Origin of the sequence: Klebsiella sp. LY (genome assembly GCF_004010915.1) — a bacterium.
Lineage (GTDB): Bacteria > Pseudomonadota > Gammaproteobacteria > Enterobacterales > Enterobacteriaceae > Klebsiella > Klebsiella quasipneumoniae.
The window spans coordinates 32,559-57,516 of sequence record NZ_CP022444.1 but is presented as its reverse complement, the minus strand read 5'-3'; the positions used below and the strand labels follow the sequence as shown (position 1 = coordinate 57,516).

The following is a 24,958-nucleotide window of genomic DNA, read 5'->3' as shown; positions in this document are numbered from 1 at the left end:
TTAGCTTAAATTCCTCGCCAACCCGCGCATCGACCGTATCTGGCACATTAGTTGCAAAAACAGATTCAAAGAATCTTTTGTTTCATGCTAACGTAACGGGTAAACATCATGAAGAAACTGTTGATCGCACTGGCCGGGGCCGCTTGTCTCCTTTCGTCTGTTTCTGCTGCGCAGGCTGACCAGCTCCAGGATATTGAAAAACGCGGCGTCATCCGCATTGCCGTGCCCCAGGATTTTCCGCCGTTCGGCTCGGTGGGGACTGACCTGCAGCCGCAGGGGTATGACATCGATATGGCGCGCTATCTGGCGAAGTCGATGAAGCTCAAGCTGCAGCTGGTCCCGGTGACCAGCGCCAACCGCGTGCCGTATCTGCAGACCGATAAGGTGGACCTGGTGATCTCCAGCCTCGGCAAAAACGCCGAGCGCGAGAAAGTGATCGACTTCAGCCGCGCCTACGCCCCGTTCTTCCTCGGGGTGTTTGGCCCGAAAGGGGCGGAGCTGAAGGACGCGGCCGCGCTGAGCGGTAAAAGCATCGGTGTGACCCGCGGGGCGGTGGAAGATATGGTGCTGACCAGCGTGGCGCCGCAGGCGGCGCAGATTAAGCGCTACGAGGACAATAACACCACGCTGTCGGCCTATCTGTCGGGCCAGGTGCAGTATGTCGCCACCGGTAACCTGGTGGTGGCGGCCATCTCCCGGCAGAACGCTGACAAAGCGCCGGTGCCGAGCTTTATGCTGAAGGACTCGCCGTGCTTTATCGGGCTGAAAAAGAACGAACCGGCGCTGAAGGAGAAAGTGGATACCCTGATCGAGCAGGGCATTAAGGACGGCACCCTCAACGGTTTGTCTGAGAAGTGGCTGAAAGCGCCGCTGCCTGCCAGCCTCGGCGCGTAAGGTCTGTGGATGACGGAGCAACTTCATTTTTCTGAGCTCTGGCCGCACTGGCCGGAGCTGCTGGCCGGTCTGTGGGTGACGGTGCAGCTGACGGTGCTGGCGACGATCGGCGGACTGGCGATTGGGATCCTCGGGGCGGCAATCCGCAGCGGCCGCCCGGGCATCCTCAGCCGGATCTGGGGCGGATATGTGGAAATCATCCGTAACACGCCGTTCGTGGTGCAGCTCTTTTTTATCGTTTTTGGTTTACCGAACCTGGGACTGAAGATGACCGCCGGCGAAGCGGCGCTGCTGGCGATGGTGGTTAACCTTGGGGCTTACAGCACCGAGATCGTGCGCGCCGGCATCCAGGTGACGCCGAAAGGCCAGTGGGAGGCCGGACGCGTGCTCGGGCTCAGCCGGACGCAAACTTTCGTTCGCGTGGTGCTGCCCCCGGCGCTGCAGCGGATTTATCCGGCGCTGGTTAGCCAGTGCATCATCGTGATGCTCGGCTCGTCGGTGGTGTCGCAGGTCTCCTATGAGGAGCTGACCTTCGCCGCCAACCTGATCCAGTCGCGGACGTTTTTGAGCTTTGAGGTCTATCTGGTGACCACCGGGATCTACTTAGCGTTATCGATAGCGATGCGCCAGCTGCTGATGGCGGCGGGGCGTAAATGGCTGGGGGTGCAGGCATGATGACCACCTTTACCGACTGGGACATTATCCGCAACCTGCTGCTGGCCGGTCGCTGGACGGTGCTGCTGTCGCTGGTCGCGTTCACCGGCGGGGCGCTGGTGACCTTACCGCTGCTGCTGCTGCGCCTGACCGGCGGACGGCAGGTGAAACGGCTGATCCGCGGCTACGTCGAACTGTTTCAGGGGACGCCGCTGCTGATGCAGCTGTTTCTGGCATTTTTCGGCGTGGCGCTGTTCGGCATCGACGTCTCGGCATGGACCGCGGCGTCGGTGGCTCTGACGCTTTATACCAGCGCCTTTCTGCTGGATATCTGGTTCGGCAGCATTCGCGCGCTGCCGAAAGGCCAGTGGGAAGCCTCGCGCTGTCTCGGGCTGAGCTTCGGCCAGACCCTGTACCGGGTGGTGGCGCCGCAGGCGCTGCGCATCGCCATCGCGCCAACGGTGGGGTTCGCCGTGCAGGTGATCAAAGGCACGGCGCTGGCATCGATTATCGGCTTTGTGGAGCTGACCAAGGCAGGAACCATGCTGACCAACGTCACTTACCAGCCGTTTAAAGTGTTTGCCCTGGTGGCGCTGGGCTATTTCATTCTGTGCTATCCGCTGTCCCGCTACAGCCGTTATCTGGAGAACAAATTCAATGCCTCTCATCACCATTAATCAGATGCAGAAGTACTACGGCGACAACCATGTGCTGAAGGGCGTCGATCTGGATATCGACATGGGGGAAGTGATCTCGATTATCGGCCGCAGCGGCTCGGGCAAAAGCACCCTGCTGCGCTGCATCAATGGTCTGGAGGGGTACCAGGAGGGGAGCATCAAGCTCGGGGGCATGACCATCACCGACCGCGATTCCCAGGCCCGGGAGATCAGCCGCTCCATCGGCATGGTGTTTCAGAACTTCAATCTCTTTCCGCACATGACGGCGCTGGAGAACGTCATGCTGGCCCCGCGGCGGGTGCTGAAGAAGTCTCAGGCCGAATGTCGCGAGCTGGCGCAGCGGATGCTGGAGAAGGTCGGTCTTGGCGATCGTCTGGATTACTATCCAGCCAACCTCTCCGGCGGCCAGCAGCAGCGCGTGGCCATCGCCCGGGCGTTGGCGATGTCGCCAAAAGTTTTACTCTGTGACGAAATCACTTCGGCGCTTGACCCGGAACTGGTGGGCGAAGTGCTGAAGGTGCTGGAGCAGCTGGCGGCGGAAGGCATGACGCTGATCCTCGTCACCCATGAAATGAATTTTGCCCGCGAAGTGGGCGACCGCGTGGTGTTTATGCATCAGGGGCGCGTCTGGGAGCAGGGCGACAGCAAAACGCTGTTCGCCAGTCCGCAGACAACCGAACTGAAACAGTTTATCTCCTCGGTGCGCGGTCTTAACTAACGTAAGGAATGGCAGATGGATATCACTCAGTTTTCGCAAATTAACCCGCCGCAGCGCCTGCTGATGGGACCGGGGCCGATCAACGCCGACCCGCGCGTGCTGCGGGCCATGGCGAGCCAGCTGGTGGGTCAGTACGATCCGGCGATGACCCACTACATGAATGAAGTGATGGCGCTGTACCGCGGCGTATTTCGCACCGAAAACCGCTGGACGATGCTGGTGGACGGCACCTCCCGCGCCGGTATCGAAGCGATTCTGGTGTCGGCGATCCGGCCGGGTGACAAGGTGCTGGTGCCGGTGTTCGGCCGGTTTGGTCATCTGCTGTGCGAGATTGCGCGCCGCTGCCGGGCAGAAGTACACACCATCGAGGTGCCGTGGGGGGAAGTCTTTACCCCGGACCAGGTTGAAGACGCGATCAAGCGCGTGCGCCCGCGCCTGCTGCTCACCGTGCAGGGCGATACTTCGACCACCATGCTGCAGCCGCTGGCGGAGCTGGGAGAGATTTGTCGTCGCCACGACGTGCTGTTCTATACCGACGCCACCGCGTCGCTCGGCGGCAACCCGCTGGAAACCGACGCCTGGCAGCTGGACGCGGTGTCCGCCGGGATGCAGAAGTGCCTAGGCGGCCCCTCCGGCACCTCGCCCATCACCCTCAGCCCACGGATGGAAGAGGTCATCCGCCGCCGCCGCTGCATTGAGCAGGGGATCCGCACCGATGCCCACCACGATGGCGTCGACGAGATGATCTACTCCAACTATTTCGATCTCGGCATGGTGATGGATTACTGGGGGCCGGAGCGCCTGAACCACCATACCGAAGCGACCTCAGCGCTGTTCGCCGCCCGGGAGTGCGCGCGCCTGATCCTTCAGGAGGGACTCGACAACGGCATCGCCCGCCACAAGCTGCACGGCGATGCGCTGCTGAAAGGGATCCAGGCGATGGGGCTCGAGACCTTTGGCGACCTGCGGCACAAAATGAATAACGTGCTGGGGGTGGTGATCCCCAACGGGATCAACGGCGATCAGGTGCGTAAGCTGATGCTGGAAGATTTCGGCATTGAGATTGGCACCTCGTTCGGCCCGCTGCACGGTAAAGTCTGGCGCATTGGCACCATGGGCTATAACGCGCGTAAAGACTGTGTGATGCAGACCCTCAGCGCGCTGGAGGCGGTCCTGAACTACCTCAAGTTCACCACCACCCAGGGCGCGGCGATGCAGGCGGCCTGGGATCACTACCGCACCGAGGCCACCCTATGAGTGATACCGTCCGCCAGCAGGCGGAGAGAGAGGCGGCCGCCAGCCGGGTGATGGCGCGCGCCGACCAGCTGGCCGCCCTCAGCGAAACCGCCGACGCCCTGACCCGGGTCTATCTGTCGCCGGAGCATCTGCAGGCCAACCAGCTGGTGGGCCAGTGGATGCAGGCCGCCGGCATGATGGTGTGGCAGGACAGCGTCGGTAATATCTGCGGTCGCTATGAAGGCGTGCAGGAGGGCGCGCCGGCGGTGCTGCTGGGCTCTCATCTCGACACCGTGCGCAACGCCGGGCGCTACGACGGCATGCTCGGCGTACTGGCGGCGATTGAGGTGGTTCAGCGTCTGCACCAGCAGGGGCGACGGCTGGCGAAGGCTATCGAGATCGTCGGCTTTGGCGATGAAGAGGGTACCCGCTTCGGCATCACCCTGTTGGGTAGCCGCGGCGTCACCGGCACCTGGCCCGAAAGCTGGCTGTCGCAGTGCGATGCCGACGGGGTGAGCGTCGCCCAGGCGCTGGTGAATGCCGGACTCGATCCGGCGCGGATCGCCCATGCCGCCCGCAACCCGCAGGATATCGCCGCCTATCTCGAACTGCATATCGAGCAGGGGCCGTGCCTGGAGCAGGCGGGTCTGGCGCTCGGCGTGGTGGAGGCGATTAACGGCGCCCGCCGCCTGACCTGCCGCTTTACCGGCGAAGCCGGCCATGCCGGCACGGTGCCGATGCTCCATCGTAAGGACGCGCTCGCCGCGGCGGCGGAATGGATGGTGCAGGTGGAATGCCTGACCCGGCAGCGCGGCGGCAACCTGGTGGCGACGGTCGGCACCCTGCGCTGTGCGCCGGGCGCGGTGAATGTGATTCCGGGCGAGGTGCAGCTGACGCTGGATATTCGCGGCCCGCAGGATGCACCGCTTGCGGCGCTGCTGGAAGAGCTGCTGGCGCAGGCGAAGGCCATTGCCGGGCGCCGCCAGCTGAGCTTCACCGCCGAGGAGTATTACCGTATCGCCGCCACCGCCTGCGACAGTCAACTGCAGGCGGTTCTGAGCGAGGCGGTGACGGCGGTGCAGGGGCGTTCACTGACGCTGCCGAGCGGCGCAGGGCATGACGCCATCGCCATCGCCGAGCGCTGGCCATCGGCCATGCTGTTTGTGCGCTGCCTGGGGGGCGTCAGCCATCACCCGGCGGAGTCGGTCACCGCCGCCGACGTCGGGCTGGCTATCGACGCGTTCTCCCGGGCGGTAGAGAAGGTAGCTGACGCCTGATCGCGCCGGTTACCGTGCCCCGGCTGGCGGCTTCACACCGCCAGCTGGTTGACTACCTCGGCGACGGAGGCGATGGCATGGATGTTGCCGATCCCCGCCCCCAGCGAGATATACCCCTCATCGGTATTCCCCTCCAGCATGCCCAGCCGCATTCCGCGCAGACCGCCCATCGCCTGGGCCAGCTCGGCCTTTGAGGCTCCGGCCCGGTCCATGGCCACCAGCTTGTCGCTCAGTTTGCCAGGCAGGGCGCGGTAGTAGTCCGGCAGCGTACGAAACAGCCGCAGATCCAGGCCGTTGGCGGCGAGAATTTTCGCTTTCACCGAGTCGGGAACGCGACTTTCGACGGTGCTGATGAATACCGAACCGGCGAAGACGCCTTCCGCGCCGAGGGCGTGAGCAGCGCGCGCTCCCCGGGCGTCGGTGATGCCCCCCGCGGCCATCACCGGAACCCGCTGAACAGCGTCAACGATCAGCGGGACGATAGTGAAGGTCCCCATTGCGGTAGCCGGCAGCGTGCCGCCTTCGTCAAAGCCGGTGGCGACGATGATGTCCGCTCCGGCCTGCTCCGCGCGACGGCTGTTCTCCGGCGTCGGGTTAATATCGCGGTAGATAATGGTGATCCCGGCGGTTTTCAGCTCATCGAACAGCGCCGGTTTTAACGAACCGTCTCCGTAGCCGGTGTAGACCACCACCTTAACGCCTTCCTCTTTGATCACCGGCAGGATCGCCGGCGTCCAGATGTCGTTTTCCGCCGTCGGGATCAGGTTGACGCCAAAGGGTTTCTCGGTCAGCTGTTTGGTTTTGCGGATCTCTTCGCGCATTTTCTCTGCCGTCGCCTCCGGCGTGGAGACGGCGGTTGCCGCCGTCAGGCCGGCGTTCGGGCCCAGCACCCCGAGACCACCGGCGTTGCCGACGGCCGCCACCAGACGAGCATCGGTCAGCCAGGAGAGCGGGCCCTGGACTACCGGTTTTTCAATACCCAAAATGCGGGCCACACGGTTAGTTTGCATGATATTTTTCCTTGTACGTTAATGAGTTATCAATTTCTTCGCCCCAGCGATGCGGCAATGAGGGCAGTGTAGGCGCCTTTATTGTTTTAAAAAATGAGCAAAAACTTTCATCACTGTTATTAAATTGGTAATAATTGAGGCAGGCGAAGAGACGGGGAGCGAGCCGTTATGCAGATGAATCTGTTTGAAAATATTAAAATCTTTATTGAAATCGTCGACGCCGGTAGCTTTGCCCAGGCGGCGGAAAATTTGCAGATCCACCGGCCGGCGGTGACCAAAGCGCTGCAGCAGCTGGAGCGGGAGAGCGGGGTCCGGCTGCTGCAGCGCACCACCAGGCGTCTGTATCTTACGCCGGAGGGGGAAGAGTTTTATCGTCGCAGCAAACCGTTGCTCTCCCAGGCCGACGATCTGCTGGAGTCGTTCGCGCCTGACCGGCCGATCCGCGGTCAGCTGCGCGTTGATATGCCGATCGCCTTTGCCCGGCTGCTGGTGATCCCGCATCTGCCGGATTTTTATCAGGCCCATCCGGAGGTGGAGATTGTCCTCAGCAGCTCCGACGTACGCCGGGATATGCTGCGCGATGGTCTGGATTGCCTGCTGCGGGTGGGGGATCTTGAGGATGGCGACTATGTGGCGCGTTCGCTGGGGGAGGTGGCGTTAACCACCTGCGCGAGTCCTGCGTATCTGTCTCGCTATGGAGCGCCCGCCACGCTGGAGGAACTGCAGTCGCACCTGGCGGTAAACTGGGTAAACAGCAGCAGCCGACAAATTATGCCCTGGCGATTCCAGACCCCGGAGGGCATCAGGCAGATCGCTATCCCCGGTAAACTGGTGCTGGACAACTCAGAAGTTTTTACCGCCGCCGGGCTGGCAGGGCTGGGCATGCTGCAGGGAATGCGATTCTTTCTACAACCCTATATCGACAGTGGGGAGCTGGTAGAAATTCTGCCGGACTTCCCGGCGCCGCGTCGGCCACTGTCGCTGCTCTATCCGCACCGGCATCTCTCGCATAAGGTGCGGGTTTTTGCCGAGTGGCTGCAGGGGCTGGTGGCGACGCTGGATCGACCGGTGTCGCCTTGACTCTGCTGGCTGAGCGTTTATATATAAAATGTGAATGCTATTAAGGCAATAAATCACAAGGCTGGATAATGACTCAACCTGTAAGGGAATGCTGATGAAACTCTGGAATAAAACACTGCTTGCTTCCGCCCTGTGCCTGACCCTGTTTGGCTGCGACGATGCGTCGAAAGTGGATAACAAACTGGATAAGGCCAAAGATAATGCGGAGCAGATGAAGGATGCCGCGGCGGACAAAGCCCAGGCGATTAAGCAGGATGCGGATAAGCAAATTGATACGCTGAAAAGCCAGGCCGACGCCGAGGCCGATCGTCTGAAGGATCAGGCCAGCGCCATCAAGGCGGAGGCGGACAAGAAAGCGGATGCCATCGCCCAGCAGGCGAAAGCCCAGGCCGATGCGGTGAAGCAGAACGCAAAGCAGGAAAGTGACCGCATAGTCAAAGAGGCGGGTCAGATTAAAGACAACGCCATCGGTGATGCCAATCAGCTTTCGGCGGAAGCGGCGAGCAAAACCAAAGCCATTCAGGACAGTATTGCGAAGGATAAACAGAACACCACGCCACCGCCCGCCCAGCAGTAACTCGCGGTGTTTGCCGGGCCGTCGCCCGGAAATATAGGGAGCGGAGCCTGATAGATTGCCCGGCGGCGCTGCGCTTGCGCGGGCCTACGCAGGGGGCGGGTTGGCTGCGCAATGACCGGGCATCACCCTTTTGTAGGCCGGGCAAGGCGACGCCGCCCGGCATATGGACCGCAATAACATCCTGCTGAGGGGTATCTTACGATACCCCTTTTTTATGCCCGCCGCGGGTTCAACGGTTTGGCAGCAGGGTGCCTTTCAGGCCGTGTGGCTCGGAGCGCAGATATTGCGAAGGAACGCGAACCTGGGCGCCGAGGCTGGCGGCAGCGTGCCATGGCCAGTGCGGATCGTAGAGCACGGCGCGGGCGAGGGCGATCAGGTCGGCATCGCCATTCTCCAGCGCCGCTTCCGCCTGCTGCGGGTCGGTGATCAGCCCTACGCCAATCACCGGGATGGCTACCTGCTCGCGAATGTCGCGGGCGAAAGGCAACTGGTAGCCCGGCCCGACGGTGATGGCCTGCAGCGGCGACAAACCGCCGCTGGAGACATGGATATAGTCGCTGCCCAGCGCTTCCAGCTGCTGGCTGAACTGAATGGACTGCTCGCCGTCCCAACCACCTTCAACCCAGTCGGTAGCCGACAACCTGACGCCCACCGCCATGGCGTTGCCCACCGCCTCGCGGATTGCCTTAAACACTTCCAGCGGATAGCGCATTCGGTTTTCCAGCGAACCGCCATACTCGTCACGGCGCTGATTGCTGAGCGGTGAAAGAAACTGGTGCAGCAGATAGCCGTGAGCGGCGTGCAGCTCAATCAGCTCAAAGCCCAGGCGTTGGGCGCGCAACGCGCTGGCGACAAAGGCCGCTTTGATGCGTGCCAGATCGGCATGGCTCAGCTCGGCCGGGGCGCGGTCGCCGTCGTGAAACGCCACCGCGGAGGGGGCGACGGTCTGCCAGCCGCCCTGGTTGAGCGCCAGCTGATGGCCACCCTGCCAGGGGGCCGCGCAGGAGGCCTTGCGCCCGGCATGCCCCAGCTGGATCCCCAGACGGATCGGTGACCAGGCCCGGATATCCTCCACCACGGCACGCAGGGCGTTTTCGGTTTCATCATCCCACAGCCCCAGATCCCCAGGCGAGATACGTCCCGCCGGCTCTACTGCCGTGGCTTCCAGAATTAACAGGCCGGCGCCGGAGAACGCCAGCTGCCCGAGATGGATCCGGTGCCAGGAGGTTGCCTTCCCCTCGTCGGCAGAATACTGACACATGGGGGCGATAACGATACGGTTATCCAGCGTCAACTGACCAATACGCGTCGCGCTAAAAAGATGACTCATGAGTACCTCGTAAATGTTAGACGTGGTCTTGCACGGGGGCGAACAGCCACTGTTTATAGCACGCCTGCTGGCCCCCCTTTATTCGGATATTGCGTTTAAACGTCCTGCTATTCGATAAACCAGAGACGACGCCGCCGGCCAGTTGCCTGCTGGGAGACCGCGCGGGCCATTGCGCTGCCAATCTCGGCGCTGGCCGTCAGCCCCTGGACAAAGGGGCGATCGTGCATCAGCCAGGGAAGAGCGCCGAAGGCGACCCGGCCGCGCACGGCCTCCGGCGCCTGCAGCGTGTAGTCATCGCCAACGTCAGGAATAGCGTCGCCGCAGGCCAGCAGCTGCTGGCGCAGTGAAGGAAAGGGCAGATCACGGGTTTTCAATGCTTTCTGTCCGCGGGCATCGATAAAGACATCGAATTCACAGCGCTGCTGATGATGGACAATCAGCGTCCGGTCAGACTCGCGCTGCAGCTCGTAATCCTCACCCAGCGCCACAATTCGCAGAATGCCCGCCCGGTGCAGAGCCAGCAGCCGGCGAATGGACTCCGGCGGGATCGCGGCGTAGTTATCAATAAACACGCGGGCGAGCCCCTGACGGAAGCGACGGCTGTCCTCGTCGTTGAGCTGTGGCACCACGGTTTCAATCGCCTCGTGCAGGCGGAGAATGGCATAGCGCCAGGGCACCGTGTGGCGCTCACGCTTATTGCGCTCCACCTCCTGCAGATTGTGCTGCGCCCACTGGAACGGGTCATGGGTGAGACGGTCAGCAAACCAGGCGTCGGCGATGCTGTCAGGCGTCAGCTGGCGCAGCCCCGTCGCCTCGCACCAGGCCGGGGCGGCATATTCCAGCTCATGGACGATCAGCTGGAACACCCGATCCAGCAGGCCGTCGCTGCCCTCAGCGACGGCCGCCTCAAGGGCGGCGGGGGTGGCGATCTCCAGCGGCTCCCACGGGATCGGGCAGTAAAAATCGGCCTCCGGCAGCACGCCGTTGCGTGACATCAGCGTGATCTCCAGCGCGTCGCTGCCGGGATGCAGGGAAAAATGGGTGGTTTTGTCATGCTCAGTATGGAAAACGCCGTGGCGGGCCACCACCGCCACGGCGGCATCAATCGCGCTTAAGGAGGTCCCGAGGATCCCGACCCGACAGGGGGCGATGCGGGCCTCCATCAGGCCGGTCCACGGACTGGGGAAGTACTGCCGGCTGGCGCGTTCTTCTTCAGGCCACAAATGGCCGGTGGCAATCACCACCAGATCGACCATTACCGGCTGTGCCGCGCCGTCGGTGTGGATGGCGATCCCGACGGGCTGCACCGCAATATCTGTGACCTCACAGGACTCGCAGACGCTCACCACGAAGCCGGCGTCTCTGGCCCGTTGCACAAGATATAGAAAGCGGTCGCGGTAGTACTCGCCGAGGATCACCCGCGGCAGAAACTGGCGCTCATGCAGAGCCTGCCGTTCAAGACCGCGCGCCGCCAGCCAGTCGTCGCTCTGCTGCTGCAGCCATTGCAGATAGGTCAGGTCAATAGGGGGGATCTCAATGCTGGCAATATTGGCCAGCATCTGCGCCGCGGTATTATCGTCGCTATAGGGCATACCCACCCCGGCCTGCGCCTCTTTTTCGAACAGCGCGATCGATAGCGGCTCACCACGCTTCACCAGTTCATACAAGGTGTAAATCCCCGTCGGCCCGGCGCCGACGATGGCGATTCTCTTCATGATTCTCTCCCTTCCTGTGGGTGGATGCGGCATCTGGGGCAGTGCACTGAAGCCAGCCTGTCCTTAATTCTGGTCGAAAATTAGCGAACCGGTGGGCCGTCGCACGCAATTTGAAACAAATTAGCGTGCTAATAAACTTGCCGGCGGCTGGAAAAGGGGTGTAATTAACAAAAGAGCAACTTTCTATACAAACAATTTACACAAGCGGTGGCACCAGCCTGCTCTGCCGGACGCCGCGCAAGCTCCCGGCAACGCCGTCGGGATAGGGATGACAAGATGCACGGCTGGACTTCACGACAGCGCAACGCGGCGATCGCCAGTTTTTTAAGCTGGACGCTCGATGCTTTCGACTTTTTCCTGTTGGTTTTTTTACTGAGCGATATCGCCCACTCGTTTCACGTCGACCTTGAAGAGGTCACCCTGGCGATTCTGCTGACCCTGGCCGTGCGGCCTGTCGGCGCGCTGATCTTCGGCAGGGCGGCGGAAAAGTTTGGCCGCAAACCGATCCTGATGCTCAACATCGTTTTCTTCTCCGCCTTTGAGCTGCTCTCCGCCGCGGCGCCGTCGTTGATGCTGTTTTTTCTGCTGCGGGTACTGTACGGCGTGGCGATGGGCGGGATCTGGGGCGTGGCTTCGTCGCTGGCGATGGAGACGATCCCTGACCGCTCGCGCGGCCTGATGTCCGGTCTGTTCCAGGCGGGGTATCCCTTCGGCTATCTGCTGGCGGCCGTGGCCTACGGGCTGTTGTTTACTCAGCTCGGCTGGCGCGGGATGTTTGTCATTGGCGCCGCCCCGGTGCTGCTGTTGCCGTTTATCTATTTCTGCGTCGAGGAGTCCCCGGTCTGGCTGGCGGCACGGCAGAGTAAAGCGAGCACGGCTCTGCTGCCGGTGTTGCGTAGCCACTGGAAGCTGTGCCTGTACCTGGTGGTGCTGATGGCGGCCTTTAACTTCTTCTCCCACGGGACGCAGGATCTCTACCCGGTCTTTTTGAAAGTCCAGCACGGCTTCGAGCCTAAAACGGTTAGCATTATCGCGGTGTGCTACAACATCGCCTCGATCATCGGCGGGGTTTTCTTCGGCTCGCTGTCGGAGAAGATTGGCCGGCGCAAAGCGATTATGAGCGCCGCCCTGCTGGCGCTGCCGGTGATCCCGCTGTGGGCATTCGCCAGCGGCTCGCTGGCGCTGGGGGCCGGGGCGTTTCTGATGCAGTTTATGGTGCAGGGCGCCTGGGGGGTGATCCCTACCTGGCTCAACGAACTGGTTCCGGCCAACACCCGGGCAGTGCTGCCCGGCTTCGTCTATCAGCTGGGGAATCTGCTGGCCTCGGTGAATGCCACCCTGCAGGCCTCCATTGCCCAGCACCACGGGCATAACTACGGCCTGGCGATGGCCCTGGTGGCCGGGACGGTGGCGATCGTCATTACCATTCTGACCTTCTTTGGCCGTGAGGGCCGGATGACGCAACCCGCCGGGACGGCGCCTCACCAGCCGCTCTCCACCAGCCGTTAAGTGCTGACGCCGGGCGTTGTCAGACGCCCGGCAGACAAGCTAACCGCGCAGGCGAACCGTCGCCGCCTGGCGTTTCTCCAGCGAGCAGATGCCAATCCCCAGCATAATGAACAGCGCGCTGAACAGGTGCCAGGCATGGGGCTGGGTATGCAGGAAGAGGATGCTCAACACCCCGCCGGAGAGCGGGATGATATGGGTGTAAATTTCCCCCCGCGTGGCGCCAATCGTAGCGATACCTTTATTCCAGAAAAGATAGGCCAGCCACGACGGGAAAATCACCAGATAAGCCAGACCGCTAAGGAAAAACGGCTCGCGCCAGGCGGTCCAGTCCTGCGCCGGGTGGCGCATCAGCCAGAAGGCGACGATTGGTAGCAGGAGCAGGGCGCCGAGCAGCGAGCTGACGGCGACAAAGCCATTCGCCGGGATGCGGCGGTCCTTCAGACGTAACAGCGAACAATAGAGCGCCCAGCTCAGCGCCGAACCCATCGCCCACAAATCGCCGACGGAAAAAGTATGCAGCGAGGCGGCATGCAGCGGATTCCCCTGGAATAAGAGGATCATCACGCCAAGAGTGCTGAAGACCACCCCCAGCCAGTTGCGGGCCGATACCGGGTCGCGAAAAATCAGCCGGTTAATCAGCAGCACCATGCTCGGCGTGGCGGACATATAGATGGCGGCGTTGAGGGCGGAGGTAGTTTGCAGACCGATATAGAGCGTGAGCGGGAAACTGACCTGACCGCACAGGGTGAGCACCAGCACCGCCGGGGCGTTTTCCTGCAGCAGGTGACGACTGTCGGCAATCTGCCGGCGGTAGAGCAGGCCCAGCAGCAGCGCCGTCAGCGCCCAGCGCGCTTCGGTCATCAGGATCGGATCCACGCCCTGAACCAGCACGTGACCGACAACGTAATTCCCCCCCCAGAACAGGGCGGCCAGCGTCAGTAACAGATAGGGCATAGTGATTCCTTGTGTCGTTTGTCACTGTACTGGATGGTAACGTTATTATTTTTATAATATCAATAATATTTTAGTGGTTTTTGTTTGTTTTGTTTAAATTCTTTAACAAACAGAATGTTAGTAATATGAATGAAATTTACGTTGCCGCATTGTGAGCGGTACTATACCGTATAGTAGCCATGCATTTCACAGGGATAAATTCATGCGTAATACCGACAATGGGGTCATTGGTCGTGACCAAACCGCGGTGATGGCCAGGCTGGCGCTGGATGAGTTAATTGACCAGCTTCTGCACAGTAACGCGCTGTCGCTGAAGTTGACGGCCAATCCGCAGGTCGCCGACAGAGCCTGGCATCTGACTGAGAATACCTGCATCCGCGCCTTCTCCGCTGACGACCCGCAGGCCAAAAAGCGCGCGCACCATGCGCTGTTCATCCTCTATCAGTCCTGGCTTGCCGACCCGCTCTCGCCGGCGGCTGCCAATCAGTTTCATCCGCTGCTCTCCGGGATCCGAAATTACATTGAGTCTGAGTGGCTGCGGGCGGAAAGCAAACGTTTCCACCGCCAGAGACCGGTGCTCAATGCCGGCAATATCGTCGACGAACTGCGCGCTCTATGCCAGCAGCACCCGGCGTCTCATCATCCGCTGTTCGATTTCCTTGCCAGCGAGGCCTCCGCCGCGCAGATCGACTATTTCTTCAAAAGCGACAGCGCGCTGAATCTGCTTTTCTTCGATCTGGTGGCGATGGGGCTGGTGGGCTCGTTGCCGGAAACCCGCGCCGAGATTGCGCAGAATCTGTGGGATGAGATAGGTCAGGGCAGCACTGAGATCACCCACGTCAATCTGTATAAGGATTTACTGAAGCGGCGGAATATCGCCTTACCGGACAATCATTTCGCCCATCTGTACGAGTGGCAGGGGCTGGCCGGGTATAACGCCTTTATGGTCGGCGGCGTAAATCGTCAGCATTACTACAAATCACTGGGGGTGATGGCGATGACCGAACTGCTCGACCCGCCGCAGTATGAAAAACTGGTGGCGGGCTGTCGGCGGATTGGGCTTTCCGATCGCGACGTGCATTACTATGCCGAACATATCACGGTCGATATCGGCCATGCGGACGGTTGGCTGAATAATGTCATTATGCCGATTGGCAAAAAACATCCGGCGGCGATGGAGGAGGTCTACTTTGGCGCCGCGCTGCGCCTGCAAACCTGCAACGATTACTATGATGGCCTGCTGGCGGCGCTGCAGTCGCTGGACGGCAGCGCATCATCTCACAGCGTACCGCCTTCTGAGTAAATAAGCGCTTTGGCCGCGCTCCAGGCGGTGATCCCCGGCGGGATCTCCCGGCATTCGGCGGACTCGGCCTGCTGGGCGGCGATGGCGCCATCGATGAGCATCACCATCATCATAGCGACCCGTTCGGCAGGCTCTGGTTTTAATACCAGAGTCAGGATATCGCGGAAAAACTGCCACAGGCGCGACTTGAACCGGGAGCACTGCTCCCGGATCGCCGGCGATGACGCGCCATATTCGAACAGCGCGCGGGTGAACATGCAGCCGTGGAACGTTTCGCAGGTCAACCAGCACTGATAGTAGTCGAACACGGCGAACAGCTTCTCCCGCGCGGTGGCATTATCCGCGGTGATCTGCGTCAGATCCTGCATAAACTCGCTCTCTTTTTGCCGGAGGATAGCCAGAATGAGCGCCTCTTTATCGGCATAGTAGCGGTAGAAGGTCATTTTGGAGATGCCGGCATGCTCAGCAATCCGCTCGATGCTGGGGGACTGATATCCTTCGCGATTAAACAGCGCGCTGGCGTGGCGGAGAATGTCCGCTTGTTTTGGCTTCATGCGTTTTCCTGTCGACTGGTTCGCTGTCACGACGGCCGGAGACACGGCCGTCCTGCGACAGCGGTGCATTATGCCGAATATTGCCGCCAGGCGGGGAAAAAGTAAATCAGCCGCACCTTTGCGGCGCCGGTGTGTCTGTATAAGGTTACAAGAATGAAGAAGAACATTGCCTTTTTTGACTTCGATGGCACGATCACCCACGAAGATACGTTTACCCCTTTTATTTATCAGTCCCTCGATGCGAAAGCCATTCGTCAGGGCAAATTGCGGCTGTTGCCGTATATTCTCGCCTGGAAAATGGGCTGGCTTTCCGCCTCTGCCATCCGGCAAAAAGTATTTCATTATGCTTTTGCCGGGAAATCGCAACCTGAGATCCTGCAGCGCGGGAACGATCATAGCCAGGTATTTATTCCCCATACACTGCGGGAGAACGCGATGCAGCGCATAGCCTGGCATCAGGCGCGAGGGGACACCGTGGTGGTGGTTTCAGCCTCGCTGGATGTCTATCTTCGACCGTGGTGCCAGCAGCATAATCTTGAGCTGCTGTGCAGCGAAGTGGAATTTCAAAACGGGGCAGCGACCGGAAAGTATCAGGGGGGAGACTGCAGCGGCCTGGCCAAAAAGGCGCGTATCCTGGCGAACTACTCCCTGGCCGATTACGAGGAGATCTTCGCCTACGGCGATACGCCGGAAGATTTCGCCATGCTGGCGCTGGCCACCACCAAAATCTATCGCTGGGATGAGGCTCCGCCATGAGCCTGGCAGCGCCAGGCTACGCAGGTTAAGATGGCGCGCGATTGCCCGTCTCACCAGGAAGAAGAGAAGAGATGATGTTACCCCTGACCACGCCCCGGCTGCTGCTGCGCCGGTTCAGAACGGAAGATCTGCCGTCTTTCAGCCATTATCGCAACCTGCCGGAGGTGGCCCGCTTTCAGAGCTGGACCCACTACAGCATGGCAGAGGCGACAGCCTTCTATGAACAACAGCGTTCGCTGGCCTTTGCTGAGGATGAAAGCTGGTTCCAGCTTGCCGTAGCGATCCAGGCCAACGGTGCGCTGGCGGGAGATGTGGGGATCCACTTTTTCGATCAGGGCAGACAGGCCGAGCTGGGGATGACCTTTTCCCCGGCATATCAGCATCAGGGGTATGCCCGGGAAGCCATGCGGGCGGTGATAGCCTTACTCTTTGAGCAGTTAGCCCATCACCGGCTGATAGCGGTGGTAGACACTCGCAATACCGGGGCGATCAAACTCCTCGAAGGGCTGGGCTTTCGTCGCGAGGCGCATTACCGGCAGAATATCTTTTTTAAAGGCGAGTGGGGCGATGAGTATCTGTACGCGCTGCTGCGCAGCGAATATCAGTGAAGTGACGGCATGGCCGTCACTTCTGTCCGGCCGGGCGATCAGCTATGTTGGCGGATAAAGCGCGCGCGCCACGGTTTTAGCACCCACAGCGCGAGGGCGGCGGTGATAAAATCCAGACCAATGGCGCAGCTGAAAACCACATGCCAGCCGTGGGTGTACTGATAGAGCAGCGCCGCCAGCGGGCCGCCGAAGATGGACCCGATGCCCTGCGAAATATACAGCCAGCCATAGTTGCTGGCGGCATGTTCGCTGCCGAACGTATCGGTGAGCATCGACGGGAAGAGCGAGAAGATTTCCCCCCAGCCAAAGAACACCACCCCGGAGAGCAGGACAAACAGCAGCGGATCTTCCCGGCACGCCAGCCAGAGCGTCATCGCCACTCCCTCCAGCGCAAAGGCGATAAACATGGTTTGCTCGCGGCCGAAGCGGTCGGAAATAAAACCAAACAGCGGCCGGGTTAAGCCGTTGGTGAAGCGGTCTATCGTTAACGCCAGCGGCAGCGCCGCCATGCCAAATACCACCGCCTGGCTAATGCCGAAGTCCTCGGCGAACACCGCCATCTGCGAGGTGACCATCAGCCCGGAAGTCGACATCATCGCCATCATGGCAAACATCAGCCAGAACAGCGGCTGGCGCAGCATTTCCCGGGAGGTAAACGATCTGCTGCTCTGCGCCACCGTCTGGCTGACGGGCAGGGAGACAGCAGGCGGCGGCAGCTTCAGCCCCTGACTGGCGAGGAAGCCGACGAGGGCGAACAGGATCCCGAAAGTTGTCAGCGTGTGTTCAAGGCCGTTAGTGGTCAGCGACAGGGAGATGGGGAAAGTGGTTATGATGGCCCCCATCCCGTAGCCCGCCGCCACCGCGCCGGCGGCAAAACCCCGCTGCCTTGGGAACCATTTAACCATCAGGCCGACAACGCCGATATAGACGATCCCGGTCCCGAGGCCGCCCATGCAGCCATAAACCAGCCACAGCGTCGCCAGGCCCTTCATCTGCGCAGAAAGCACCCAGCTCATTCCGGCCATCACCGTGCCGATAGCGATCAGCCGCCGTGGGCCAAATTTTTCCACTAACCGCCCCTGAAAGGGCGAAAAGAAGGTCTGGAGGATGATCAGCAGCGAGAAGGTGACCTGCAGCTCGGGCAGACCGACGCCCAGCCTGGCGGCCAGGGGTTTCGTCAGCAGCGTCCAGACATATTGCGGGCTGGAGATGGCGGCCATACAGATCAAGCCCAGCACCAGCTGGCGCCATTTGCCATATTTCGGGGTAACCAACGGTTCGCTGAGTGTCGTCATGTTGTTCTCCGTTTTCAGTTAACAGACTTCCGTGAAACGCATTCACCCTGGATGCCTCACGGAAAGGGGAAGGTGGCGACCGCAGAGTGACGACGTGTTGTGGCCATACGGCATACGATCTTGTCCACATCGCGGTATACAAGCGCACAGCATTAAACGTGCCAGTTAAAATAGTGCTTTATATACATGCAGTTAACATGGCGATGCGGGATTTGATGGGCTTCAGTATGGTGAACAGCCGGCACTGAGTCGGTGCAAATGGGTCATCGCTGTGCGCTTCACTTGCTGACTGGCACCAGGTCGATGGTAGGTCTGATGGAAAAATAGACATGGCATTCAAGCGGGGGACAGGAACTCTCCTGCTTATCCTGTTCAGGATCGCTGATGATATTCACGCCATGGATACTGGGGGCGCTAACCTGGCCGGTGCGAACGGCTTTAAATAGCATCCTGGTAAAGTAAAGATAAACCGTGCATAAACATGACGCAGAAAAAAGTGAACAACAAGTTACTGGTAACAATTTTTTAAATTCAAATTAGAATTGTTTTAATGGTTATTTTCTCAATGTGTTGATTTATAGGTTTAAATATATTTGCAGGCTGAATTTTGATCATTGAGTGAACATGGATAATATCATTGATAATACCAATATCATGATCTATGGTAGCGCATGCTTAATAGTGAATTTAATGAGGTTGAAATGCATAACTATATTACGAAAGGTATTGCGCTGGCTGTAGCTATCGCTGCCTCAGGAATGGTGCAGGCTGATGAGAAAAAGAATCATGATCCTTATTTTTCGGGGATCAAGATTTTTGCGCAAAAGGAGTCCACCGGAAGTGAATGGGATAGCGTTACCGGCGAGGCGAAGTATCTGATATTCTATAAAGTTACGCTTGATAATTACTCTAATAAAAGCATTGAACCAGGCAAAGATAACAAAATGTGCTTCTTTTTGTATGATAAAAATGGCAAATCATTTATGAGCACCGGAATTCAAATGGAGATGCTGAAAAAATACAAACCCATTGAAAGCCGAACCGGAAGCGTGTTATTCAGCAGCGCCGATCCTGAAATACTGAATATACCTTTTGTTCGTCTTGCTTTCGGTAAAGAGTGCTTAACAAAATAACCACCATCCAGAGTGTGGATGATCTGCCTTATATGATGTTAGCGTAACACCGGGCGTCAGTCAGGTGTTACGAGACCTTATTATTTACCTGAACATTCCAACTGAATGATGAGGATGCGTGCGAGGCAGAGACCAGTGGTGACAAGCACCGCGCTCACCTGAAGAGGGTCACTCGTATTTCGGTTTTACGCGGAGGAGGTGCGTCTGCCGGGAGGGGGATGCACTGGCCAGTTATTGGACAACCTTACGCGTCTTTTTTGCTCCGCTATCCGTGACGCTCCTGATGATTTTTCTCAGTTGGCATATGCCAAAACTCATAGCAAATTTATTAGGGTGCTTCGGTTTGCTTACTGCACCTGAAAAAAGGGATCGCTCGACAAAACTGCTATCCTGATACAAAACAGTATCAGCGTGTAACTCGCCAGATATCATCAGCACTGTTATTAGCAAAAGGAGAGATCTTTTCATCATTCGTTCTCTGATAGCTTAATTCTGTTGCTATTTATCTGCGCATTATGTGCACCGTTCAGCAATGGCAGTAACCGACCGATGTATATCCGGCGCATGCGGCGCATAATAAAATTCTACCGAAGTCTTCCTGCTGTTGAATTTGCTGATTTCAACCCACGCGACAGCCGTGGTTTCAGTATTTATCAGATTGTACTTATAAACATTTTCAGGGAGAGTGTCATCATATTCCAGTGATAGTTTCTCTTTAGTGGCTGCATAATGAAGGCAATCAACCACCTGGCTTTTTCCCTGATTAACATAGTAAGTTTTTTCTTCCGGATGTATCCCTACATCCCCGAGATCCACACAACCATTTAACAGAATAAGGGGTGGTAACATCAGCAATATTTTCATGGATCCTCTCTGTGTTAAATAACATTGGCGTGATTTTAACTTGTATTTAACAGGCTAATCATGCTGGATTAACGAATGGTGATTTCATTCCGCCCCTCTCCTTAACGTGGCGCAATATTATCATCGTGCGTTAAAACGCACAACCAGGAAATTTAGCGTTAGTAGGTATTCAACATTTAAATGCTTTACCGTCAGGCGGGTCGTACAGGCGGAAAAATAAGGATAACGCCCCCTGGCGACGGGGCAGCGGAGAAGTCCCTGCTACTTCCCAAATATCGAAGCGGCGTAATGGCAAACATTTACCCGCGCAATGATCATTAGTTACAGGACTCATCCCCCATGACCAACGGCCGGTTGTTTGCCAGGACGCGGTTGGCTTTCCCTCTGCACCAAAGCCATGCAATGCCCCACTTTTACTCCCCATTTTTGGGAGGCGATGCCCCGGTTGGCGGTAAATCGCTGATGGAACGGCTATTTGGCTCCTGGCATGGTGCTTGCAAGAACATCGGCAGAAAGCAGCGCAACAGACAATTCAGATCACACAATAGCTGGCTAGGGTTCCGGTTCACCGCGGTGAACGTCTGGTCCGAGAGCTGGCGACCTCGGCGAGGTTACACGGCGGGATAAAAGCCCGGGAGACAGCAGCACCGTTGGGTGTCGCGCTGCTCCGTTTCTCGTGCTAACCAGAGGTCCACCATGAAAACATCGCCGCTCCTCCGCTCACTCGTCCTGTCGCTGACGCTGCTGACCAGCGTCCCGTCCTTTGCCGCCGTCAAAAAAGAGTTCAACGTCTGCTGGACCATCTACGCCGGCTGGATGCCCTGGGGCGCCATCAGCAATGAAAAGATCATTGATAAATGGGCCAGCAAATACGGCATCAAAATCAATATCGTTCAGCTCAACGATTACATCGAATCCATCAACCAGTACACCGCCGGGCAGTTTGACGGCTGCACGATGACCAACATGGACGCGTTGACGATCCCGGCGGCGGGCGGTGTCGACAGTACGGCGCTGATCACCGGCAGCTACTCCGATGGTAACGACGGGGTGGTCCTCAAAGGGGTGGATAAAAAGCTCAGCGACCTGAAAGGAATGTCGGTGTATCTCCCGGAGCTGTCGGTATCCCACTATCTGCTGGTGCGCGGCCTGGAAAAAGCCGGGCTACAGGAAAAAGACGTCAAGGTGGTGAATACCTCTGATGCCGATATCGTCTCGGCCTTCGGCACCAGCGGCGTGCGGGCGGCGGTGGCCTGGAATCCACAGCTGTCGGTTATCAAAAAGACCCCGCAAACCAGCGAAGTGTTTAGCTCCTCGCAGGTGCCCGGCGAGCTTATCGACATGATGGTGGTGAATACCCAGACCCTGAAAGATAACCCCGCGCTGGGCAAAGCCCTGACCGGCGCCTGGTTTGAAATGATGGCCAAAATGAAGGCCGGGGATAGCCAGGCGTTGAGCGCCATGGCCGCCGACGCCGGTACCGATCTTGCCGGCTATCAGGCGCAGCTGAAAACCACCCATCTGTTCTGGACGCCTGCCGACACCCTGGCGTTTATCTCCTCGCCAGATCTGGCGAAAACCATGCAGCGAGTGGCGCAGTTCTCGTTCGATAAAGGCCTGCTGGGTGAAGGGGCGCAGAGCGCGGACTTTATCGGCATGACCTTTCCGGGAAATGTCATCCTCGGCGATGCCGCCAACCGCAAACTGCGCTTTGACGACAGCTACCTGAAGCTGGCCGCCGCGGGCCAGCTCTAATGATTGCCGCCGGGAGACCACGCCATGCGCCACATTAACCGTTATCCCCAAAAGGGGATGCGCCTGACGCTGATGCTGCTGCCTTTTGTCGTGCTGATCGCCGCCTGGTTTATGGGATCGGCGGTGCGGCTGGAAGCCAATCCGCAGGACAAGTTGCTGCCAGGCCTGTCGCAGATGGTGGCAGCCATTGACCGGATGGCGTTCACCCCGGACAAACGCAGCGGCGAGTATCTGCTGTGGGCCGACACGCTGATCAGCCTGAGCCGTCTGCTGACGGGCCTGGCCGTCTCGTCGCTGATCGGCCTCGGCATTGGTATCGCCGCCGGCGTCTTCCCGATGTACCGCGCGGCGCTGTCGCCGCTGATGACGGTGGTGTCAATGATCCCGCCGCTGGCGATCCTGCCGGTGCTGTTTATCGTCTTTGGCCTGGATGAGCTGTCGAAAGTGATGCTGATCGTCATCGGCATTACGCCGATGCTGGCGCGCGACCTGGAGCAGCGGGCGCGGGAGATCCCGGCGGAGCTGTTTATAAAGGCGCAGACCCTGGGGGCCAATAGCTGGACCCTGGTGCTGCGGGTGGTGCTTCCCCAGCTGCTGTCGCGGCTGATCACTTCTCTGCGCCTGCTGCTGGGCTCGGCATGGCTGTTCCTCATCTCCGCCGAGGCCATCTCCGCCACCGCCGGGCTGGGGTACCGCATTTTCCTGGTGCGGCGCTATATGGCGATGGACGTGATTATTCCCTATGTCATCTGGATCACTTTGCTGGCATGGCTGATGGATCTGGCGCTGCGCCAGCTGCACAAGGCCTGTTTCCCGTGGGCGGAAGGAGGTCGGGGATGAGTTTTATCGACATCAAAAACATCTGGCAGGAGTACGGCGACCACGTGGTGCTGGAGCGCATCAATCTGCAGGTCAAAGAGGGCGAGTTTTGCTCGATGGTCGGCGCGTCCGGCTGTGGTAAATCGACCTTTCTGCGCCTGCTGCTCGGTCAGGAAAAACCGACCCGTGGTGCCATCCTGCTCGACGGCCAGCCGCTGGCGGCGGAGCCGGACCGCAGTCGTGGTGTGGTCTTCCAGCGCTATTCGGTGTTTCCGCATCTCAACGTGCTGGATAACGTCGCCATCGGTCTGGAGCTGCCGGCGTCCCCGCTGCTGGGGCGCCTGTTTGGCGGCAGAAAGCGCGAGGCCCGGCAACAGGCCCAGCGGATGCTGGAGAAAGTGGGCCTGGGACACGCCCTGGATAAATACCCGGCGCAGCTCTCGGGCGGGATGCAACAGCGGCTGGCCATTGCCCAGGCGTTCGTGATGCAGCCGCGGGTGCTGCTGCTGGACGAGCCCTTCGGCGCGCTGGATCCCGGCATTCGCAAGGATATGCATGCGCTGCTGCTCCAGCTGTGGAGCGAAACGCGCATGACGGTGTTTATGGTCACCCACGACCTGGCGGAAGGCTTCAACCTCGGCACGAGGCTGCTGGTGTTCGACAAAGTGCGCATCGACCCGCAGGCGCCCAACGCCTGGGGAGCGCGTATTACCTACGACATCCCGCTCAATGAAGCGCGGATGGCACAGCTGGCCGCCGGTAGCGACACCAACGTTTACGCATTAAGGAGATAAATTGATGACTGAACTGCTTCACTCCACCCCCAGCCTGCGCGAAGAGCAGCTTCCCGGCGGGGCGCACACCTCGCTGATTTTGCGCAAAGGGCAGATCCTGCGCCTGACCGATATCGACGGCGGGGCGAACGTCAGCATGATGATGCTCAACCCCCATGAGAAAAGTGAGCGCCTGAACCTGCCGGATACCCTCAAGGGGCAGCATACCGCGCGTCTGACCGCCGGGCACTGTTTCTACTCCGATATGGGCCGGGTGCTCGCCGGGATCGTCGCCGACAGCTGCGGCTGGCACGATCCGTTCGGCGGGGTCCTTAACGCCGAAGAGACGCACGACAAATATGGCGCCGGACGCTACCAGGAATTACGCAATGGCTTCTACCGCAACGGCGTCGATAACCTGCTGGTGGAGATGGGGAAATGGGATCTCGGTCTGGAAGATCTGCTGATGGTGGTCAACTTCTTCAGCAAAGTCACCGTCGATGACCAGGGGCGCTTTCACTTTGTCTCCGGCAACAGCCGCGCCGGGGATTACGTGGAACTGTATGCCCCGATGGACGTCCTGCTGGTGCTCACCGCGCTGCCGCATCCCCAGGATCCGGCCACCGAGTATGCCCCCCGTCCGGTGCAGCTGAGCTGGTATCAGGCCGACGATGAAGACGCAGCCACCCAGGCGCTCCTGACCCGCGATGAGAACCAGCGCGCGTTCCGCAATACCCAACTTTTTGCCCTGTAAGGAGGCGTTTATGACCCTTATCACCAGTAACCGACGCCCGGAAGAGGCCGTCTATCGCCATGTGATCCCCGCCGGGGAGCCGTGGCTGTTTGAGGTAAAAAAAGGGCAAACCCTGCGCCTGCTCGATCTTGAAGGCAACCAGGCGATTGATACTCTGTTTTACAACGCCGACAACCCGCGAGAGCGCTACGATGCGCAGCGCACGCTGCGCCGCCAGGGTAACGCCTACCTGACTGCCGGCAGCGTGCTCTATTCCAATCTTGGTCATCCGCTGATGACCATCGTGGCCGATACCTGCGGGCGGCACGATACCCTCGGCGGCGCCTGCGCCCAGGAGAGCAATACCGTGCGCTACGCTCTCGACAAGCGCTATATGCACAGCTGCCGGGACAATTTTCTCTGCGCCTGTCTGCACGATGGCCGTCTGCATAAACGCGATATCGGCGCCAACATTAACTTCTTTATGAACGTGCCGGTGACGCCGGAGGGGGGTCTGACCTTCGAGGATGGCATTTCGGCGGCGGGAAAATACGTGGAACTGCGCGCGGAGTGTAACGCCATGGTGCTGATCTCCAACTGCCCGCAGCTCAACAATCCCTGCAACGGCTGGAACCCGACCCCCGCCGAGGTGCTGGTATGGAACTGACCCGCTGGCAGCGCTGGCGTTTGCTGGCCTTTCGGCTGTTCGCCGTTCGCGCCGACCGCCTGAACCA

At 59.4% G+C, this 24,958-nt stretch carries 25 protein-coding genes and 1 riboswitch; of the genes, 18 read left to right on the top strand and 7 right to left on the bottom strand.

Annotated elements, in window-relative coordinates; all coding sequences use genetic code 11:
- The first annotated feature begins 108 nt into the window (after positions 1–108).
- The 6 genes from CE636_RS03000 to hpxK are packed head-to-tail and all read left to right on the top strand — an operon-like array spanning position 109 to position 5,456.
- Positions 109–894, top strand: coding sequence for a transporter substrate-binding domain-containing protein (locus tag CE636_RS03000; protein WP_012968181.1), 786 nt, complete (start codon positions 109–111; stop codon positions 892–894).
- Between the two features lie 9 nt (positions 895–903).
- Complete coding sequence (locus CE636_RS02995) at positions 904–1,569, top strand: amino acid ABC transporter permease (protein ID WP_017900274.1); 666 nt, start codon at positions 904–906, stop codon at positions 1,567–1,569.
- Positions 1,569–2,225 carry an amino acid ABC transporter permease gene (locus tag CE636_RS02990; RefSeq protein WP_002905295.1) on the top strand — a complete coding sequence of 219 codons (657 nt, stop codon included), beginning with the start codon at positions 1,569–1,571 and terminating at the stop codon, positions 2,223–2,225. The genes CE636_RS02995 and CE636_RS02990 overlap by 1 nt, the downstream gene beginning before the upstream one ends.
- On the top strand, positions 2,206–2,943 hold the full coding sequence (locus CE636_RS02985; RefSeq protein WP_002905293.1) for an amino acid ABC transporter ATP-binding protein: 738 nt from the start codon (positions 2,206–2,208) through the stop codon (positions 2,941–2,943). Before CE636_RS02990 ends, CE636_RS02985 begins: the two co-directional genes overlap by 20 nt.
- Positions 2,944–2,958: 15 nt before the next feature.
- Positions 2,959–4,200 (top strand): pyridoxal-phosphate-dependent aminotransferase family protein, encoded by a 1,242-nt coding sequence (locus tag CE636_RS02980; RefSeq protein WP_004205834.1) that lies wholly within the window; start codon positions 2,959–2,961, stop codon positions 4,198–4,200.
- Entirely contained in the window at positions 4,197–5,456 is a 1,260-nt protein-coding gene (hpxK, locus tag CE636_RS02975; RefSeq protein WP_017900275.1) for an allantoate amidohydrolase, read from the top strand. The genes CE636_RS02980 and hpxK overlap by 4 nt, the downstream gene beginning before the upstream one ends.
- Before the next feature lie 32 nt (positions 5,457–5,488).
- Here hpxK and CE636_RS02970 read toward each other — a convergent pair whose 3' ends face one another.
- Positions 5,489–6,466 carry an NAD(P)H-dependent flavin oxidoreductase gene (locus CE636_RS02970; protein ID WP_017900276.1) on the bottom strand — a complete coding sequence of 326 codons (978 nt, stop codon included), beginning with the start codon at positions 6,464–6,466 and terminating at the stop codon, positions 5,489–5,491.
- A gap of 174 nt (positions 6,467–6,640) precedes the next feature.
- Between CE636_RS02970 and CE636_RS02965 the strand changes: the two genes are divergently transcribed.
- Positions 6,641–7,546 (top strand): LysR family transcriptional regulator, encoded by a 906-nt coding sequence (locus CE636_RS02965; protein WP_164852379.1) that lies wholly within the window; start codon positions 6,641–6,643, stop codon positions 7,544–7,546.
- A gap of 88 nt (positions 7,547–7,634) precedes the next feature.
- Positions 7,635–8,123, top strand: a complete 489-nt coding sequence (locus tag CE636_RS02960; RefSeq protein WP_004205841.1) for a hypothetical protein — start codon at positions 7,635–7,637, stop codon at positions 8,121–8,123.
- 229 nt (positions 8,124–8,352) lie between these two features.
- On the opposite strand, the gene CE636_RS02955 is transcribed toward CE636_RS02960, so the two are convergent.
- Both CE636_RS02955 and CE636_RS02950 read right to left on the bottom strand, forming a co-directional pair.
- Positions 8,353–9,453 (bottom strand): NADH:flavin oxidoreductase/NADH oxidase, encoded by a 1,101-nt coding sequence (locus CE636_RS02955; RefSeq protein ID WP_017900279.1) that lies wholly within the window; start codon positions 9,451–9,453, stop codon positions 8,353–8,355.
- Between the two features lie 107 nt (positions 9,454–9,560).
- On the bottom strand, positions 9,561–11,168 hold the full coding sequence (locus CE636_RS02950) for an FAD-NAD(P)-binding protein (RefSeq protein WP_004205843.1): 1,608 nt from the start codon (positions 11,166–11,168) through the stop codon (positions 9,561–9,563).
- A 276-nt stretch (positions 11,169–11,444) separates the two neighbouring features.
- Here CE636_RS02950 and CE636_RS02945 point away from each other — a divergent pair, with 276 nt between their 5' ends.
- A complete protein-coding gene (locus CE636_RS02945) occupies positions 11,445–12,677 on the top strand; it encodes an MFS transporter (RefSeq protein ID WP_004205848.1) in 1,233 nt (410 codons plus the stop codon).
- Between the two features lie 39 nt (positions 12,678–12,716).
- Here CE636_RS02945 and CE636_RS02940 read toward each other — a convergent pair whose 3' ends face one another.
- Positions 12,717–13,631, bottom strand: coding sequence for a DMT family transporter (locus tag CE636_RS02940; protein ID WP_017900280.1), 915 nt, complete (start codon positions 13,629–13,631; stop codon positions 12,717–12,719).
- Between the two features lie 202 nt (positions 13,632–13,833).
- Between CE636_RS02940 and CE636_RS02935 the strand changes: the two genes are divergently transcribed.
- Positions 13,834–14,934, top strand: a complete 1,101-nt coding sequence (locus tag CE636_RS02935; RefSeq protein WP_017900281.1) for an iron-containing redox enzyme family protein — start codon at positions 13,834–13,836, stop codon at positions 14,932–14,934.
- Here the strand turns inward: CE636_RS02935 and CE636_RS02930 are convergent.
- The gene (locus CE636_RS02930; RefSeq protein WP_017900282.1) at positions 14,910–15,488 is read right to left on the bottom strand and encodes a TetR/AcrR family transcriptional regulator; all 579 of its coding nucleotides are present in this window, start codon (positions 15,486–15,488) and stop codon (positions 14,910–14,912) included. The genes CE636_RS02935 and CE636_RS02930 overlap by 25 nt on opposite strands.
- Positions 15,489–15,641: 153 nt before the next feature.
- Here CE636_RS02930 and CE636_RS02925 point away from each other — a divergent pair, with 153 nt between their 5' ends.
- Positions 15,642–16,244, top strand: a complete 603-nt coding sequence (locus CE636_RS02925; RefSeq protein ID WP_017900283.1) for an HAD-IB family hydrolase — start codon at positions 15,642–15,644, stop codon at positions 16,242–16,244.
- A gap of 71 nt (positions 16,245–16,315) precedes the next feature.
- The gene (locus CE636_RS02920; RefSeq protein ID WP_017900284.1) at positions 16,316–16,852 is read left to right on the top strand and encodes a GNAT family N-acetyltransferase; all 537 of its coding nucleotides are present in this window, start codon (positions 16,316–16,318) and stop codon (positions 16,850–16,852) included.
- Positions 16,853–16,890: 38 nt separating this feature from the next.
- Here the strand turns inward: CE636_RS02920 and oxlT are convergent, their stop codons facing one another.
- Entirely contained in the window at positions 16,891–18,147 is a 1,257-nt protein-coding gene (oxlT, locus tag CE636_RS02915; RefSeq protein ID WP_025999245.1) for an oxalate/formate MFS antiporter, read from the bottom strand.
- Between the two features lie 701 nt (positions 18,148–18,848).
- On the opposite strand from oxlT, the gene CE636_RS02910 reads away from it, so the two are divergent.
- Positions 18,849–19,280 (top strand): DUF4354 family protein, encoded by a 432-nt coding sequence (locus CE636_RS02910; RefSeq protein ID WP_017900286.1) that lies wholly within the window; start codon positions 18,849–18,851, stop codon positions 19,278–19,280.
- Between the two features lie 513 nt (positions 19,281–19,793).
- Here CE636_RS02910 and CE636_RS02905 read toward each other — a convergent pair.
- On the bottom strand, positions 19,794–20,144 hold the full coding sequence (locus CE636_RS02905) for a hypothetical protein (protein ID WP_017900287.1): 351 nt from the start codon (positions 20,142–20,144) through the stop codon (positions 19,794–19,796).
- A gap of 541 nt (positions 20,145–20,685) precedes the next feature.
- A riboswitch (guanidine-I (ykkC/yxkD leader) is annotated at positions 20,686–20,784 on the top strand.
- A gap of 56 nt (positions 20,785–20,840) precedes the next feature.
- Here CE636_RS02905 and CE636_RS02900 point away from each other — a divergent pair.
- The 5 genes from CE636_RS02900 to CE636_RS02880 are packed head-to-tail and all read left to right on the top strand — an operon-like array spanning position 20,841 to position 24,891.
- Positions 20,841–21,899, top strand: a complete 1,059-nt coding sequence (locus CE636_RS02900) for a putative urea ABC transporter substrate-binding protein (protein ID WP_017900288.1) — start codon at positions 20,841–20,843, stop codon at positions 21,897–21,899.
- Positions 21,900–21,923: 24 nt separating this feature from the next.
- Positions 21,924–22,739 carry an ABC transporter permease gene (locus CE636_RS02895; RefSeq protein WP_017900289.1) on the top strand — a complete coding sequence of 272 codons (816 nt, stop codon included), beginning with the start codon at positions 21,924–21,926 and terminating at the stop codon, positions 22,737–22,739.
- Positions 22,736–23,512 carry an ABC transporter ATP-binding protein gene (locus CE636_RS02890; protein ID WP_004205863.1) on the top strand — a complete coding sequence of 259 codons (777 nt, stop codon included), beginning with the start codon at positions 22,736–22,738 and terminating at the stop codon, positions 23,510–23,512. The genes CE636_RS02895 and CE636_RS02890 overlap by 4 nt, the downstream gene beginning before the upstream one ends.
- 4 nt (positions 23,513–23,516) lie before the next feature.
- The gene (locus CE636_RS02885; RefSeq protein WP_017900290.1) at positions 23,517–24,245 is read left to right on the top strand and encodes an urea amidolyase associated protein UAAP1; all 729 of its coding nucleotides are present in this window, start codon (positions 23,517–23,519) and stop codon (positions 24,243–24,245) included.
- Positions 24,246–24,255: 10 nt separating this feature from the next.
- Positions 24,256–24,891 carry an urea amidolyase associated protein UAAP2 gene (locus CE636_RS02880; protein ID WP_017900291.1) on the top strand — a complete coding sequence of 212 codons (636 nt, stop codon included), beginning with the start codon at positions 24,256–24,258 and terminating at the stop codon, positions 24,889–24,891.
- Positions 24,892–24,958 lie beyond the last annotated feature (67 nt).